10 protein-coding genes are annotated in these 16166 nt (G+C 63.6%); 1 reads left to right on the top strand and 9 read right to left on the bottom strand.

The window, feature by feature from the left end:
- The first annotated feature begins 24 nt into the window (after window positions 1-24).
- Window positions 25-312: a hypothetical protein gene (locus tag A3OO_RS0107995; protein WP_026222795.1), complete on the top strand. Its 288-nt coding sequence runs from the start codon at window positions 25-27 to the stop codon at window positions 310-312.
- Between the two features lies 1 nt (window position 313).
- Here the strand turns inward: A3OO_RS0107995 and A3OO_RS0108000 are convergent, their stop codons facing one another.
- From A3OO_RS0108000 to A3OO_RS0108040, 9 genes are all read right to left on the bottom strand, one after another.
- On the bottom strand, window positions 314-3424 hold the full coding sequence (locus tag A3OO_RS0108000; RefSeq protein ID WP_018407314.1) for an efflux RND transporter permease subunit: 3111 nt from the start codon (window positions 3422-3424) through the stop codon (window positions 314-316).
- Complete coding sequence (locus A3OO_RS0108005; RefSeq protein WP_018407315.1) at window positions 3421-6561, bottom strand: efflux RND transporter permease subunit; 3141 nt, start codon at window positions 6559-6561, stop codon at window positions 3421-3423. The genes A3OO_RS0108000 and A3OO_RS0108005 overlap by 4 nt, the downstream gene beginning before the upstream one ends.
- Window positions 6558-7817, bottom strand: a complete 1260-nt coding sequence (locus A3OO_RS0108010) for an efflux RND transporter periplasmic adaptor subunit (protein WP_018407316.1) — start codon at window positions 7815-7817, stop codon at window positions 6558-6560. Before A3OO_RS0108010 ends, A3OO_RS0108005 begins: the two co-directional genes overlap by 4 nt.
- Entirely contained in the window at window positions 7814-9358 is a 1545-nt protein-coding gene (locus A3OO_RS0108015; protein WP_018407317.1) for an efflux transporter outer membrane subunit, read from the bottom strand. The genes A3OO_RS0108010 and A3OO_RS0108015 overlap by 4 nt, the downstream gene beginning before the upstream one ends.
- Before the next feature lie 280 nt (window positions 9359-9638).
- Window positions 9639-10211: a DUF2147 domain-containing protein gene (locus A3OO_RS0108020; RefSeq protein WP_040573384.1), complete on the bottom strand. Its 573-nt coding sequence runs from the start codon at window positions 10209-10211 to the stop codon at window positions 9639-9641.
- A 72-nt stretch (window positions 10212-10283) separates the two neighbouring features.
- A complete protein-coding gene (locus A3OO_RS0108025; RefSeq protein WP_018407319.1) occupies window positions 10284-12878 on the bottom strand; it encodes an MMPL family transporter in 2595 nt (864 codons plus the stop codon).
- 155 nt (window positions 12879-13033) lie between these two features.
- Complete coding sequence (locus A3OO_RS0108030; RefSeq protein WP_245257133.1) at window positions 13034-14251, bottom strand: acetyltransferase domain-containing protein; 1218 nt, start codon at window positions 14249-14251, stop codon at window positions 13034-13036.
- Complete coding sequence (locus A3OO_RS0108035; RefSeq protein ID WP_018407321.1) at window positions 14209-14937, bottom strand: cytochrome c biogenesis CcdA family protein; 729 nt, start codon at window positions 14935-14937, stop codon at window positions 14209-14211. The genes A3OO_RS0108030 and A3OO_RS0108035 overlap by 43 nt, the downstream gene beginning before the upstream one ends.
- Window positions 14938-15050: 113 nt before the next feature.
- On the bottom strand, window positions 15051-15818 hold the full coding sequence (locus A3OO_RS0108040; RefSeq protein ID WP_018407322.1) for a Bax inhibitor-1/YccA family protein: 768 nt from the start codon (window positions 15816-15818) through the stop codon (window positions 15051-15053).
- Between the last annotated feature and the right edge of the window lie 348 nt (window positions 15819-16166).

Below are 16166 nucleotides of genomic sequence, written 5' to 3' on the forward strand. Positions count from 1 at the left end.
CTCGGGGGCGTCGGAGACGCGAACATGGCGCCGGTTAATATGGAACAGCTGTTCGACAAAGACTTCCCCCTCGCCAACAACACCATTCTCACCGTCACGGAAGTGCCAGACTGCGAAGAGCAGCTGCTGAAATTGTTCGAACGCGCCATGCTTCGAGGTTTCGACAGTCACGCGCGGCTCACGCAGATCCAGCTGCCGATGGAGCGGTTTCCCGATCTCGATTCCAAGTTCTGGCACGTCCCGATCGAGGATTGCGGCGCGGCCCAGGTGCTGCGCTTCTTCTTCGCGGCGCCACAACCGCCGGCGCACTGAGCTAAGCTCCACTGACCTTTAAGGGCGTGACCCGCGCTTGCGCGGGCGCGGCCGGCTTCTCGCGCCGAAGCTTGCTCATCAACAGATAGATCACCGGCGTCGTGTAGAGCGTCAGCGCCTGGCTGAGCAGCAATCCGCCGATGATGGTGATGCCAAGCGGGCGTCGCAGCTCGGCGCCGATCCCGGTGGCAAAAGCCAGCGGCAGCGCGCCGAAGGTCGCCGCAAGCGTCGTCATGAGAATTGGACGGAAGCGTTCGCGCGCCGCAGCGAGCGCGGCGTCATGCACGGACATGCCGCTGTCGCGCTCCGCCTGCAAGGCAAAGTCGACGAGCATGATGCCGTTCTTCTTGACGATGCCGATCAGCAGCAAAATGCCGATGAAAGCGATGATGGTGAATTCGACGTTGAATAGTTCGAGCGACAGCAGCGCGCCCAGGCCTGCCGAGGGCAGCGTCGAGATGATCGTGATCGGATGGACGAGGCTTTCGTAAAGAATGCCAAGAATAATGTACACCGAAAGCAGAGCGGCGAGGATCAGCACCGCCATTCCCGCCGCCACCTTGCGGAAATCCGCGACGTCGCCGGCGAATTCGGCGCGCAGGCCGCCCGGCGGATTGAGTTCGGCGATCGCCAATTCGATCGCCGCGACGGTGGCGTCGAGACTGTAGCCTGGCGCGACATTGTAGGAGATGGTCGTCGCCGGCACGACGCCCTGATGATGAACGACAAGAGGCATCGAGCTGCGCTCGATATGGGCCATCGCGGTGAGCGGAATCTGCTGGCCGGTTACAGAGGAGACATAAATGCCGGCGAGGTCGCGAATGTCCCGCTGACGTTCGAGCGGCGTCTCATAGATCACGCGGTACTGGTTGCGCTGGGTATAGACGATTGCATCTTGTCTCTGGCCGAAAGCGCTGTTCAGCGCCGCGTCGATTGCGGCGATCTGCACATTCATTCGCGAGGCGGCGTTGCGATCGATGACGACCTTGGCGCGCAGCCCGCCGCGCTCCTGATCGGAGGCCACGTCGATGAGCTCGGGCGCCTGCTTCAGGCGCTCCAGCACCTTGTCGCGCCACGTCTCGAGAATTTCGATCGACGGACTCGACAGCGTGAACTGATATTGCGACTTGCTCAGCCTTCCGCCCGTTCGCAGATCCTGAGACGGCACCATGAACACGCTGAGGCCCGGAATTTTCGCGAATTCGCCGCGCAGGCGCGCGATCACCTCTTTGCTCGATGCGCGCCGTTCGTCTGCCGGCTTCAAGGCGACGAACAGCCGGCCTTGATTCGTCGAGGCGGTCAGGCTGCTGGCGCCGATGAATGAGCCGACATTGGCGACGTCGGGATCGGCGACCAGCACGTCGGAGGCGAGCCGCTGCAAACGCGCCATCTCCGTGAAAGACACGTCGCCCGCCGCCTCGGTCGTTCCATTGATCAGACCAATGTCGTCTTGCGGCAGGCTGCCCTTGGGGATCGTCTGGTAGAGACGCACCGTCCAGCCGATCGAGAGGATCACGACGAACAGCGTGGCCCATGGATGATTGATCACCGGCCGCAGGCTGCGCGCGTAAAGATCGACAATACGATCGAGACTGCCTTCGATAAGCCGGTCGAAGCGCGAAGGCGCCCTTTCCCGAGGCGCCGGCAGGCGCGCGCAGACCATCGGCGTCACGGTCAGGGAGACGACCGTCGAGATCGCAATGGCGAAGGTCAGCGTCCAGGAAAATTCGCGCAGCAGCCGGCCCATCACGCCTTCCATGAAAAGAAGCGGAATGAAGACGGCGACGAGCGACAGGCTGATTGAAACGACGGTGAAGCCGATCTGCTTGGAGCCGACCAGCGCCGCCTCGATGCGACTGAGACCGCGCTCGGCGTTGCTTTGAATATTTTCGATCATGACAATGGCGTCGTCGACGACGAAGCCGACCGAGATCGTCAGCGCCATCAGCGACAGATTGTCGATCGAGAAGCCCGCAACCCACATCGCGGCGCAGGTGCCGACCAGAGAGAGAGGCACGGTGATGCCGGCGGCGATGACGGGCGTCGCGCGGCGCAAAAACACATAGACGACCATCATCACCAGAAAGACGGAGATCGCCAGCGTCCGCTGAATGTCGTGAATGCTGGCGCGAATGGTCTGGGTGCGGTCGGCAAGCACATCGATCTTGACGCCGCTCGGGATCCACTCCTGAAATTGCGGCATCATCGCTTTGATCTGATCGACCGTCTCGATCACATTGGCGTTTGGCTGCTTGGTGACGATAAGAAGAACGGCCGGCTTGCCATTGAACCAGCCGGCGGCGTTGCGGTTTTTGACGCCGAGCTCGACCGTGGCGACGTCGCCGAGCTTGACCACCACCCCGCCGCGCGCTGCGATGACGATGTTGCGATAGTCTTCGGGCGTCGACAGCTGATCGGTAGTCGCGAGCGTGATCTCCCGCGTATTGCCGCCGAGCGCCCCTACGGCGGAATGCGCGTTGGCGGCGTTGAGCGCGTTGGCGACGGCGTCGACGCCAAGCCCCATGGCGGCGAGACGCGCGCTATCGACCTGGACGCGGATCGCCGGCTGCTCGGCGCCCGCGAGGCGCGCCTCGGCGACGCCTGGGATCTGGGAAATCCGCTGCGCGATCACGGAATCGGCCGCATCGAAAATCGCGCTCGTCGGCAATGTGTCGGAGGTCATCGCCAGCACGAGCACGGGCATGCTCGACTGGCTCGCCTTTCGATAGACGGGCGCCATCGGCAGATCTGAGGGAAGATCGGTGATGGAGGCGTTGATCGCCGCCTGAACGTCGCGCGCCGCCGCGTCCAGCGGCCGTGATATGTCGAATTGCGCGATGATCTGCGTCGAGCCAAGCGAATTCGCCGATGTCAGCTCGTTTAGGCCGGCGATGCTGGACAGGCGCCGTTCGAGCGGCGCCGCGACGGACGCCGCCATGGTTTGCGGATCGGCGCCGGGCCGCAGCGCGGAAATGCCGATAATCGGAAAATCCACCGCGGGCAGGCTCGCCACCGGCAGGAAAAAATAAGCGACGGCGCCGACGAGGAAGAGCGCGCTGGCGAGCAGCGTCGTCGCGACCGGCCGCCTGATGAAGGGCGCGGAGACATTCACTCGGCGGCCTCCCGGGTCGGCGGCTTCGGCAGTTCGCCGACCGGCTCAAACTCCTTCTCGGCGACCGGCGGCTCGGCCGGCGGCGAAAGCCGCACGCGCAGCCGCTCGACGGCGAGATAGATGACCGGCGTCGTGTACAGCGTCAGCGCCTGTGAGAGCAGCAGGCCGCCGATGATCGCGACGCCTAGCGGAATGCGCAACTCGCTGCCCGGCCCATGCGAGAGCGCGAGCGGCAGCGCGCCAAAGAGCGCGGCAAGCGTCGTCATCATGATGGGACGGAAGCGCAGATGGCAGGCGCGCACGATCGCGTCACGCGCCGAGAGTCCGTCGTCGCGCTCGGCGTCCAGCGCGAAGTCGATCATCATGATCGCATTCTTCTTGACGATGCCCATCAGCAGAACGACGCCGATCAGCGCGACGATGGACATCTCAATTCGAAATAACAGAAGCGCGACCAATGCGCCGACGCCCGCCGAGGGCAGAGTCGTCAAAACGGTGAAAGGATGGGCGAAGCTCTCGTAGAGAACGCCGAGCACGACATAGATCGACACGACCGCCGCAAGTATGAGCCAGGGCTCGCTCGCCAGCGACTTGTTGAATTCGGCGGCGTCGGCGCTGAATACGCCGAGGATCGACGACGGCATGCCGATCGCGGCCTCGGCTTTGGCGATCATTTTCACCGCATCGCCAAGCGCATAGCCATCCGCAAGATCGAAGCTGATCGTCGACGCCGGAAATTGGTCCTCATGCGCGACGGTCAGCGGCGCCGAGAGGTTCTCCAGCCTCACGAAGCTCGCAAGCGGCGTCTGCGGTCCGCCGCCAAGCGGCGCGACATAGAGCTTTTCCAGAGCCGACGGGTCGCGTTGATATTGCGCGGCGGCTTCGAGAATGACGCGGTACTGGTTCGATTGCGTGTAGATTGTCGAGATCTGCCGCTGTCCGAAGGCGTCGTTGAGCACGTCATCGACCATCTGCGCGGTGATGCCGAGCCGCCCCATCTTCTCCCGGTCGATGCGCATAAGCGTGCGCAGGCCGCCGTCCTGCGTTTCGGCGGCGACATTGCGCAACCCTGGGGTCTCGCGCAGGCTGTCGAGCAATCGATTCGACCAGGTCAGCAATTCCTCGCGGTCGGGGGAGGTCAGCGTATACTGATACTGAGACCGGCTCGGCCGCGTCGTGATCTGGATGTCTTGCACCGGCTGGACGTACAGCGCGACGCCAGGGAGTTTTTGCCCTGCGGCCTTCAGCCGGTCCGCAATCTTTTCAGCATTCTCGTGGCGCTCGCTATGCGGGCGCAGCATCACGGTGAGCCGCGCCACATTGGTCGTCGCATTGAGCGGCCCGACGCCGAGCACGGACGTCACCGCCCTGACGTCCGGGTCTCGGCGGAACTCCTCGGATATCTTCGCCTGCAGCGCCGTCATTTTGTCGAAGGACGCGTCCGCTGAGGCCTCAAGAACCACCGACAGCACGCCGGTGTCCTGCCGCGGCAGGAAGCCTTTGGGAATCACAACATAGAGCGCGACGGTGAGCGCGAGAGTCGCGACGGTGATCGCGAGCATGAGCTTCTCGCGCTTGAGCGCCCAGTCGAGCGACACGTAATAACCGCGGTCGAGCGCAAGCGAAAGCGTCTCCAAGCGGGAGGGGCCCCGCGGCGGCGCAAGACGCAGCAGGACCGCGCAGAGCATCGGCGTCAGGGTCAGCGAGATCACCGCCGAGACGACGACGGCGATCGTCAAGGTCAGCGCGAATTCGCTGAACATCCGCCCGACAATGCCGGTCATGAACAGCAGCGGTATAAAGACGGCGATAAGCGAGACGGTGAGCGATACGACCGTGAAGCTGATTTGGCGCGCCCCGTCGAGCGCGGCCTGACGCGGCGCTTTGCCTTCCTCAATATTGCGCACGATGTTCTCGATCATCACGATCGCGTCGTCGACGATGAAACCGGTGCCGATGGTCAGCGCCATCAGCGACAGATTGTCGAGCGAGAAGCCCGCCGCCCACATGATCGAGAAGGTGGCGATGATCGAGAGCGGCAGGCTGACGCCGGCGATGATCGTCGCCCGCCAGCTGCGCAGAAACATCAACACGACGAGCACGACGAGCGCCGCGGCGATGACGAGCGTCAGCTGAACCTCGAAAATCGAGGCCCGGATCGTCACGGTCCGGTCATTGACGATCTCAAGAGACATGCCAGCGGGAAGCGCCCGCTGAATTTGCGGCAGCTCCTTCTTCACCAACTCGACGGTATTGATGATATTGGCGCCGGGCTGTCGCAGCACGTCGAGAACGACCGTCTGCTCGCCATTGTGCCAGCCGCCGACGCGCGAGTTCTCGAGCCCATCGACCACCTGCGCAACGTCGCGAAGCGCCACCGGCGCGCCATTGCGCCACGTGACGATGATGTCATTGTATTGACTAGCGCGCAGAATCTGGTCGTTGGCGTCGAGGGTATAGGACTGCCGCCTGCCGTCGAGCGAACCCTTGGCGCCGGCGACGTTCGCCGCGGCGATGGCGAGGCGCAGCTCCTCCATGCCGATGCGATTGGCGGCGAGCCGGCCGAGATCGGCCTGGATGCGCACGGCGGGGCGGACGCCGCCCTGCACCGACACGCGCCCGACGCCTGTGACCTGCGAGAGCTGCGGCGCGATCAAGGTGTCGGCCCGATCGCTCAAATCGCGCAGCGTGGCGGTCTTCGAGCGCAGCGTCAGCGTCAGGACCGGGGTATCGGCGGGGTTCACCTTGGCGTAGACCGGCGGATAGGGAAGGTTGCGGGGCAGCGTCGAGGCGGCCGCGTTGATCGCCGCTTGAATGTCTTGCGCGGCCGCGTCGATGTCGCGATCAAGGTCGAACTGCAGCGTGATCTGCGAAAGCCCGAACGAGCTTTGCGACGACATGCTGGTCAGGGACGGAATCTGGCCAAACTGCCGTTCGAGCGACGCTGTCACCAGTGAGGCGATTGTGTCAGGGTTGGCGCCCGGAAGCTGCGTCGTCACCTGGATCGTGGGAAAGTCGACCTGCGGCAACGGCGAGACGGGAAGCCGCAGATAGCCCATCACGCCAAACAGCAGCACGGCGAACGCCAAGAGCGACGTCGCCACCGGCCGATGGATGAAGGGCGCCGAAACGTTCATCTTCTTGTTCGATTACCTCGCATCGCAGGCGCAGGCGCTTCGCTGGGCGCGCTGCGCCGGTCTTCGGCGCCAGGGTCGTTTTTTTCGGCGTTGGCGGTTTCCGGCGCATTCATGACGCGCACTTTCGCGCCATCCGACAGCCGCGAAAAGCCGCTTGTGATCAAGACGTCGCTGGGCTCGAGCCCCGAAGTGACAACGGCGATCGTCTCATCTTGCCGGCCTGTCGTCACCGGGCGCATCGTGGCGACGTTATCGGGCCCCACGACATAGACGAAGGCGCCGCTCGGCCCGCGCTGCACAGCCTGACTCGGCGCAACGAGGACGTTCTTCATCGTGTCGAGAATCAGCCGCACATTGACGAACTGGCCGGGCCAGAGCGCCAGGTTCGGATTGGCGAAGGTCGCTTTCAAACGCACCGTGCCTGTCTGCTGGTCGATCTGATTGTCGATGACGGTCAGCTCGCCGATTTCGATCGGCGTGGCGTTGTCCGGACCAAGCGCCGAAACCTTGGCCTTTCCTTGAGCCTTCTGCACCGCTGGCAACGCCTGCTGAGGCAAGGTGAACACAACATAGATCGGCTTCAGTTGCGTGATGACGACAATGCCGGTCTGGTCGGAGGCGTGCAGGATATTGCCGACGTCGACGAGGCGGATGCCGACGCGCCCGTCAATCGGCGAACGGATCGTCGCATAGTCCAGCGTGGTTTTGGCGTTGTCGATCGCCGCTTTGTCGGCGCGCACCAGCGCTTCAAGCTGGGCGACGGACGCCTTTTGAGTGGCGTGTTGCTGCTTCGAGGCGTAGGCGCCGACGAGAAGTCTTTCGTAGCGCGCGAGATCGACGCGAGCGTTGGCGAGATTAGCTTCGTCCTGCGCTCTTTTGGCCACCGCCTGATCATACTGCGCTTGATACAGCGCCGGATCAATTTCGGCCAAAATGTCGCCTTTGCGGACGTCCTGTCCCTCCGTGAAGGCGAGGCGCATCAGCCTCCCGTCCACCTGCGTGCGGATCGTCACCGTGTTCAGCGCCTGTACCGTGCCGACGGCGTCAATGGTCACGGGCACGTCGTCGAGACGCGCCTTCGTGGCGGTGACGGTGACGGTCCCTTCGCTGCGCCCGCCGCCGGAACGCCCGGCGACCGGGCCCTGGTCCTTGGCGGCGAAGCCAGGAAGCCTGCCCGTCTGATACGCCCACGCAAGGGCGCCGGCGAGCGCGAGCGCGCCGACCGCAAGCAGCACCCTTCGGCTGATGCGGCTCATGGCCAAGGTCCTCTGTCGGCCTCATAGGCGGCGTTGGAGCGCGTGATCTCGATTTCGCGAGTCGTCGGCGACCAGCCGCCGCCGAGCGCCTGATACAGGCTCGTGGCCGCCTGGAAGTGGGAGAGTCGCGCGATCGCGAGCTGATCCTCCGTCTGGAAATACGTCGTCTGCGTCTGCGCCAGCTGCACGATATCGATTGTCCCTTCCCGCAGACGCATCTCTACGGCGTCCAATGCGCGTCGAGCCGCGGAGACGGCGACGCCCAGGAGCTTCATCTGGCGGTCCGTTTCGCGTATTGCAATCAGCGCGTTCTCAGTATCCGACAGAGCGGTTAGAATCTGCTTGCGATAAAGCGCCGCTAATTCGGAATATCGGCCTTTCTGCAGGTCATATTGGCCCTGCAGGTTCCAGCCGTCGAACACGGGCTGCGTGAGCGAGCCGGCGACCTGCCAGGCGATCGCGTCCGGCCTCATAATGAGCGTCGACAGCATCGAACTCTGGAAACCATACAGCCCCGTCAGAGTCAGGGACGGAAAAAAAGCCGCCCGCGCCTGCAGCACCGAAAATTCCTGGGATGCGAGGCGCGCTTCCGCTTCGGCGACGTCTGGGCGGCGCAGCAGCACTTCAGAGGGCAGCCCTGGCGCAATCAGCGGAAACTTGAGCTTTACGAGAGAGCCGCCCTTTACAGTCATGCTTTCGGGGGTCTGTCCCAGCAATACGGCGAGGTTGTTGCGCGTCTGGCGCAAGGTCTGTTCGAGCGGCGGGATCGTCGCGCGCTGTTGAGCCAGTATCGTTTCCTGCTGCGAGGTGTCGAGGACGGTCGCCGTCCCGGCTTCAAGCCGCGCGTTGATAGCGTCCATGACGCCCTGCGCGATCGCGACGTTCTGATTGGCGATGCGCAGACGGTCCTGCGCCGTGAGCACCTGGAAATAGGCGTTCAGCACGGCCGCGACGGTCGAGATTTCAACAACATTGCGATCGAAGCGCGAGACATTGGCGAGTATGCGCGCGGCTTTTGAGGCGTTCTCATTCTTACCCCAAAAATCCACCTCGTAGCTCGCCGTAAGCGCAAGCTGGAAGAAGCCGAAGGTCCGCGCGTCGAAGCCTTGCTGCGATCCGGTGCTCGACGTCGAAGGATTGAAGCCGGTGCTTGAAGAGCCCACGTTGATCGTCGTGCCGGGAACGCGCGTGGAGCGAGCGATATCGGTCATGTTAACGGTTGGAAACAGCGCAGCGCTCGAGACCCGCGCTTGAGCGTCGGCCTGAGTGATGCGGGCGATCGCGGCTGCGATATCCTGGTTGTCGTCGAGCGCACGCTCCACGAGTTGGGTCAGTTCCTTCGAACCGAATTTGGCGGCGAAATCCCGGCCGCCGGCGATGGGGGGCTGTGGCTGCGGCTTCGCTTCCCGAAATTGCGCGGGCGGCGGGGCCGAGAGATCGGGCTTGTCCCATTCGAGATCACAGCCCGCGAGCGCCGCCGCGAGCGTCGCGGCGGCCGCCAGCGCTGGTCGAAAAGAGCGAGACGGAGCGGGCGCGGTCAAGTAGCAGACGTCTCCGGAAGGATCGCGGGAACGGCCGCGAGCATCCCCTTCCTTAAGCGCCGGCGAAGGCGCCGGGAAGGCTTCTCGCTCGTCTCTGCGGCTCGCTTTCGCTCGTCCGAAGACTAAACGAGCAGCGAGTTGCGGGCCTCGGAGCGGCGGCGGGGAGGCGCGCGATGGCCGTCAACGCGCGAAAAGCTGTGAAGTCTAAGCTCGCGCGGCGCGCTGCGACGGTCAAGTTACGTATCTGTAAGGACCGCCTGCCGCGCGCCGCAACGGGCCGCTATTCCGTTGCGGCTGGAGGGGCTGTCGTCTTGCCTTTCGCCGGTTTCGCCGCCTTGGCCGCGGGCTTCGCCGTCTCCTTGGCCGCCGGTTCGTGGGCGGTGGGTTTCGCCGCAGCAGGCTCCTTCGTGTCCGGCGCGGGCGCGGCCGTTTTGGCGGCAGGCTGTCCGGCGGGCTTGGCGTCGGCCGCCGGCTTGGTCGGGCCGGAAATTTTCGTCCAGGTCTCGCTTTGGCACAGGAAGGAGACGAGGCAGCCGGTCATCGTCAGCGTCGTTGGCGAATCAAGCGCGATCTTGCCGATGTAGGTCTTGCCGCTTTCGGGATCATTGATCTCGCCCTCCCAGTGGTTGGGCGTTGTTTTTGCGGCGTTGCGCAGAACCTGAGGGGCCGGCGAGCCATCGGGCATCGCCTCGATTCCCTTGGCGCAAAGCTTGCCCGAGCAGTCGTAGAATTCCAGCTTGTCGTTCGGATGTCCTTCGCGAACCCAGACGCCGTAAACGCCGTCGGCGGCGTACGCCGCCGTGGGGGCGCAGAGGGCCGTCGCCATCGCGATGCGTAGAAATGCTTTTCTCATGACGCGGGACCTCTGTTCGGTTGCAATGAATACGATTCGCTCAAAGTAGCGAACGGCGGAACGCCGACTCCGTCAAGCCACGTCCCCCGCATCCCTCGGGGGGGCGCGCGGCGGGCCAAGAAACGCCGGCACGATAATGAAGGCGGCGAGCAATGTGAAGAACAGCGCAATGGCGAGAAGTTGGCCCATGCTCGCGGTTCCGGGATGGCTCGACAGGATCAAGCTGCCAAATGCGGTGCCCGTCGTTAGAGAACTGAAAAAGATGGCGCGAGTCAGGCTCGACGCCAACATGTCGACGACGCCCTTTCGCCAAGCGATGACATAATAGATGTGGAAGGCGACGCCGACGCCGAACATCAGCGGCAGCGCGATGATGTTGGCGAAATTAAGCGACATGCCAAGTAAGTCTGCGGCCTGAAGGCTCATGATGCCGGCGAGAACCAGCGGGCCCAGCGTCAAGGCGACGTCGAGCGGATTGCGCAGCGCCACCGCCAAGATGATGAAGATCGCGATAAAGGCGTAGAGTCCAGCTTCGAGAAACGCGCGCGTAATAGTTTTTTGCGCTTCCGACACGATCACCGGCGGACCGCTCGCGTCCGGCGCGATTGCTTGCATCGCTTGAGCGAATTCGGTCATGACGACGCGGTCGTTGCTGTCGCCTTTGGGCGTCACCTCGACGCGCACCACGCCGGTGTCGGAAATCCAGTCGCGACGCAAATCCTGGGGCAGCGTGTCGACCGTCACGCGCTGCGCTTGTAGCGCCTGACGGATTTCACCGAGCATCTTGTCGAAGCCGCCGAACACCGCCTGGCGCGCCGCCGCGCGCGTCTCCGGGCTCGCCTTGGCGAGCGCGTCGAGGTCGTCGGCGAAGCGCGTCACGGCCGGGATGGGCTTCTTCGCCGTCGCGCGGCGCAGCGCCTTGGCGGCGTCCGTCAGCGCCTTGACGGTCTGGGCGTCGCTTGGCGGCGATTTCAGCTTGGGATTCAGCACGCCGCGTAATTGCGAAACCGCCATGTCGACGAGGGCGAGCTTGTCGTCCTGGTCCTTGGGGACCAATGAGTCGATCGAGTCGACGTGATCGACTTCAGGCAGCGCATCGATCTTCTTTTCCAGTTCGCGCGCGGCTTCGATCGAGGGCGCGAGCACCTCGATCTTGTTCGGCGCCGTCTTGGGGTCCTTGGAGAGATCGAGAAACGTCGCGACCGATTCCACCTTCTGATCGCGCAGATTCATCGGATTGGAGTCGAAGGTCAGATGCATCAGCGCCGGCATGCCGGCGAGCACGACGATCGCCGTGGCGATCAGCACGAAGGCGCGATGATGCGCGATCCAATGGTCAACGGCGGCGAGCGACGTGGTCGCGATCGGCACATGCTCCGCGCGCGGGCGCAGCAATTTGATCGCCGCCGGCAGGAACGTCAGGGTCGCGATATAGGCGACGATCATGCCGACGCCGGCGATGAGTCCGAGCTCCGACACGCCGCTGAACGAGGTCGGCAGAAAACAGAAGAAGCCCGCGAGCAGCGACACCGCGGCGAGCGTCAGCGAGCTGCCGATGCCCCGAGTCGCGGAAAGCAGCGAGCGTTCGAGATGGTCGTCGCTGTGCCGTTCTTCGCGATAGCGTGTCGCAAACTGGATTCCGAAGTCGACTCCAAGTCCGATGAACAGCGCGGCGAAAGCGACCGAGATCAGGTTGAAGCGGCCGATCATCAAGATCCCAAGCCCCGACGTCATGGCGAGACCTGCGAGCAGGGTGGCGAGGACGGCGAGAATGAGCTTTGGCGAACGCAGCGCGGCGAACAGAATGAGCGTCACCACGGCGAGCGTGCCAACCGTGTTCAGGGTCATGTTTTCCGAGATGGTGGCGAATTCGTCGTCCGCGAGCGGCACCTGACCCGTCAAGCGCAGCTTGACTCCGTGTTGTTCGTCGAGATGTAGGTCGGCCGCCGTCTGTCGCACCAGCCTGATCGCGTCGGCGCCCGGCTCAAGGTCGGAATAATTGACGACCGGCTTGGCGATCACGATGCGTCGCTTGTCCATTTCAGGCGCGGCGGGCGCGCTGCCGCCTGACGCCAGCAGCTTGCCCCAGTCGACCTCCGCCTGCTTTCCAGCGAGCGCCTGCTCAATCCCGGCGGAAAACTCCTCGACGCCGCTGATGTACATTTTCATCGCGCGGTCGCTGCCGGAAGCGGACTTGAAGTTGCCGACGAGCACGCTCGCCAGGCCGCGCAAACTTGGATCTTCGGCGAGCGGTTGGAGAACGTCGCGCTGACCGATCATCACGCCGACATTTTTTTCGATGTCGGAGACCGGCAGGAACAGCAGGCCGTTCTTGCGGAAATATTCGTGCTCGTCCGGGCGCCATACGCGCGACAGGAGAGGCTTGTCCTGCAGCGCCGCGTTGAGCCGCTTCGCGGCGTCGTCGGCCTCTTCGCTGGTTTTGCCGTCGATGACGATGACGATGACGTCGAGGAGGTCCGGGAAGGCTTTGTAGAGCGCCGCTTCATTCTTGCGCCAAGGGATATCTGGCGAGAAAAGATTTCCGGTGTCAGTATCGATGGCGAACCGCTCAGCGGTGACATAAACGCCCCCCGCCGTCAGGCAGAGAGTGAGCAAAACCACTGTCCAGGGCCAGCGGAGACAAAAGGCGACCAGCTTTTCAAGCATTCCGTTTTTTCCCGCCTTCTGGCGTAAGACCTGATATGAGCGGGAACCGGCGCTCTTCGGTCGGGTTCCTCTATACAAGCGCGCTGCGCGACCACCAAGGCGGCTTACGCCGAAACCTTAATGGCGACGCGATGCGTCAATTTGACGCCGCGTCGTCATAAATACGTCAGCCACCAGAGATCGCGGCGTCGACGCTTCACCTCCGCAAACCAGCGGCACAGCGGGTACAGCGCCAAAACAATCAATATCCACGCGACGTAAGCGCCCGCGAGCCCAACGCCGAATTCCGGCGGCGGCCCCCCGCTCTTTGCCCAGGCTGCGACGTCCTCCAGGGAATAGCCGCGCGCGAAGGTGAGCGCCAGCGCCGCGAGGGCGCCGACGTAAAGATGCAGGACATAAAAGAACAACGGCGTGCGGCCGAAGACCGTCAGCGCGTCGCCGATTCTTTTTCCGGCGCGCGCCAGCGCGGGCAGCGTCAACGCCGCGCCGCCAAGCGTCACCAGAAGATAGAGCAGCGAGGGCGGATATTTCGTGACGTTGAGAAAGGAGAGCAGGGTGAAGACGGAGTCACGCTGCACGCTCCAAGGGCGCGGATCGCCGTAGAGATTGGAGAAGCGCAGCACGACAAAAAGCGCCAGCGCCGCGCCGCCAGCAAGATAAAGCGTGCGGTCGCGCAGTCTCGCCGGCTTGAGGAACAGCGGCCCGAGTCCGTAACCCAGCGCGCCGACGCCGATCCAAGGAAGCGCCGGATAGAGGACGCCGCCCTGCACATCAAAGGGCAGTTTGCCGGGCTCATGCAGCAGAGACCACCAGGGTCCGAACGCGCCGAGGTCGGCGGCATGAATCCCATCGAGGAGATTATGACCGAAGATGATTGCGACGCCGATAAGCAGCACAATTCGCGGCGACAGGCGCGAGAGGGCGGCGAGCGCCACGAGGCTGCAGCCGATCGCCCAAAGCGTCGACAGCTCGATTCGGCCCCAGCCCATGCTCCAGATCGGGCTTATGACGGCGGCGTCGAGCAAGATGAGCCATACGCCGCGCGCGGCCAGAAATTTCGAAAGCGCGACAGGGTCCCTCACCTTCACGCCATAGAGATAGGCGCTCACTCCGGCGAGAACGGTGAAGGTCGGCGCGCAGAAATGTGTGATGAAGCGCGTGAAGAATAGAAACGGATAGGTGTGATCGAGATCGGTTGGCGAGAAGCGCATGACGTCCGCGTCGAAGAAGTCGCGCATGTGGTCGAGCGCCATGAGGACCATGACGAGGCCGCGCAGCCGGTCGATCTCCGGCAGCCGGTGCTCGTCGTACAGCGGGTTTTGCGCGCCGCCTATCCGAGCCTGGCGAGGCCAGGAAACAGTTCCAGTAGCCAATAGGACATCTCCTGCACGCCGCCCGTGAGAAATGCGATGCCGGTGAAGACGAGCAGCACGCCGACGATCTTTTCGACTTTTCCGAAATGCCGGCGGAAACGCGCAACGAAGGCGAGGAAGCGGCCGAGCGCCAAGCCGGCCCCGATGAAAGGCAGACCGAGGCCGAGCGAATAGGTTGCGAGCAGAGCGGCGCCGAGCGGCACCGTCTCCTGTGTCCCCGCGACGGCGAGAATGGCGGCGAGGATCGGCCCGATGCAGGGCGTCCAGCCGAAAGCGAAGGCAAGCCCCATGACATAAGAGCCGAAAAGCCCCATGGGCTTGGCGATCTCGGCGCGCTTCTCGCGATACAGCAGGTCGACTTTCAGAAGCCCGATGAAGTGCAGGCCCATCAAAATGATGATGCCGCCCGCGACCCAGGACAGAATATGCATATTGGCGCGCAGCACGCCGCCGAAGGCGCTGGCCGTCGCGCCAAGCGCGACGAAGACCGTCGTAAAGCCAAGGACGAACAGAATTGACGACAGCAGAATGTCGCGCCGCGCGGCGGAGCGCGTCTCAAGTTCGAGATCCTCCATGCTGACGCCCGCGAGATAGGTCAGGTAGGGCGGCACGAGAGGCAGGACGCAGGGGGAGAGAAAAGACAGTAGTCCCGCCGCCGCAGCGGCCGGGAATGTCACATCCGCCATTAAGGCTCCTCGTTGGGTCGCTCGGCGCGTCTGCCACAGGGCGGGCCGGACCGCAAAGGCTTACGCAAGAAGAAGCCCCGCCGAAGCGGGGCTTTTCTCGGGCGGGCGCCCGTTTAGTTGTTGCGCTGGCCGAACAGGAACAGCAGCGACTGGAACATGTTGATGAAGTCCAGATAGAGCGAGAGCGCGCCAAAAACGCTCTTCTTCTGCGCGACTTCATAGCTGTCGCTGCTGTAATACATGTCCTTGATGTTCTGCGTGTCCCAGGCCGTCAGGCCGGCGAACACCAACACCGCGATGATCGACAACGCGAACTGCAGGCCGGTCGACTGCAGGAACAGGTTGACGAGGCCGGCGATCACGAGCCCCCAGACGCCCATCACCAGGAAGGAGCCGAAGGCCGACAGGTCCCGCTGCGTCATGTAGCCGTAAAGGCTCAGCCCGCCGAACGCCGCCGCGGTAATGAAGAAGACCCGCGCGACCGATACGCCCGTGAAGACGAGCAGAAGCGAGGACATCGACAATCCCATCACCGCCGCGAAGGCGATGAAAAGATTGCGGGCCGTCGCCGCCGAAATGGTGTTCGCGCGCGCGCCCAAGAAGAAAATGAACGCCAGCGGCGACAGAATCACCACCCAGCGCAGCGGTGTGGCGTAGAGCGTGTGGCCGAAGGACGTCAGTTCAATCGCGCCGGGCGCCACCCTGGCGACGGCGAGCATATAAACGCCGAGCGCGACGAGCCCGGTCACGGCCAAGCCCAGCGTCATATAATTATAGACGCCAAGCATATAGCTGCGCAGGCCCTGGTCGATCTCAGCCGTGGTCGGCCGCGCGACCCCGCGCCCGTAGCCGAAGCTGGTGTTGCGGTCGAAGTTGGACATGTGATCCTCTTAGTCTGTTTGGCCGTTCCGCGCTTCGCGATAGAGAAAGCGCTCCCAGCCTCGCGCTGAATATGGCTCCGCCTTAATTGGGAGGCAAGCTTCCCCGTGATGAACTCTTGTTAAGGTGGTTTCACGACGGAGAGCCGCCGGAGAATATTTTTCTGATTTTAGTCAATTTCATTTCGCGCTGCAAAATGCATTTCTCCGAGCGGCGTTCGTTTGGCTGCTGGCGGTTTCCAAGGAGCGCCGCACTTAGAGAGAGCCGCCACGTTGCGCACCGCGGAAACAGCGGCCGATTGTCGCACCCTTGCTGATGCGCCGGAATCCGCTAACATCAAGCCTCAGGCG

This window comes from Methylocystis rosea SV97 (assembly GCF_000372845.1).
GTDB classification, from domain to species: domain Bacteria; phylum Pseudomonadota; class Alphaproteobacteria; order Rhizobiales; family Beijerinckiaceae; genus Methylocystis; species Methylocystis rosea.

Coding starts and splice junctions, on each gene's coding strand:
- A3OO_RS0107995 (WP_026222795.1), top strand. CDS start 25: ATGGCGCCGGTTAATATGGAACAGCTGTTCGACAAAGACTTCCCCCTC.
- A3OO_RS0108005 (WP_018407315.1), bottom strand. CDS start 6,561: ATGAACGTTTCGGCGCCCTTCATCCATCGGCCGGTGGCGACGTCGCTC.
- A3OO_RS0108010 (WP_018407316.1), bottom strand. CDS start 7,817: ATGAGCCGCATCAGCCGAAGGGTGCTGCTTGCGGTCGGCGCGCTCGCG.
- A3OO_RS0108020 (WP_040573384.1), bottom strand. CDS start 10,211: ATGAGAAAAGCATTTCTACGCATCGCGATGGCGACGGCCCTCTGCGCC.
- A3OO_RS0108025 (WP_018407319.1), bottom strand. CDS start 12,878: ATGCTTGAAAAGCTGGTCGCCTTTTGTCTCCGCTGGCCCTGGACAGTG.
- A3OO_RS0108035 (WP_018407321.1), bottom strand. CDS start 14,937: ATGGCGGATGTGACATTCCCGGCCGCTGCGGCGGCGGGACTACTGTCT.
- A3OO_RS0108040 (WP_018407322.1), bottom strand. CDS start 15,818: ATGTCCAACTTCGACCGCAACACCAGCTTCGGCTACGGGCGCGGGGTC.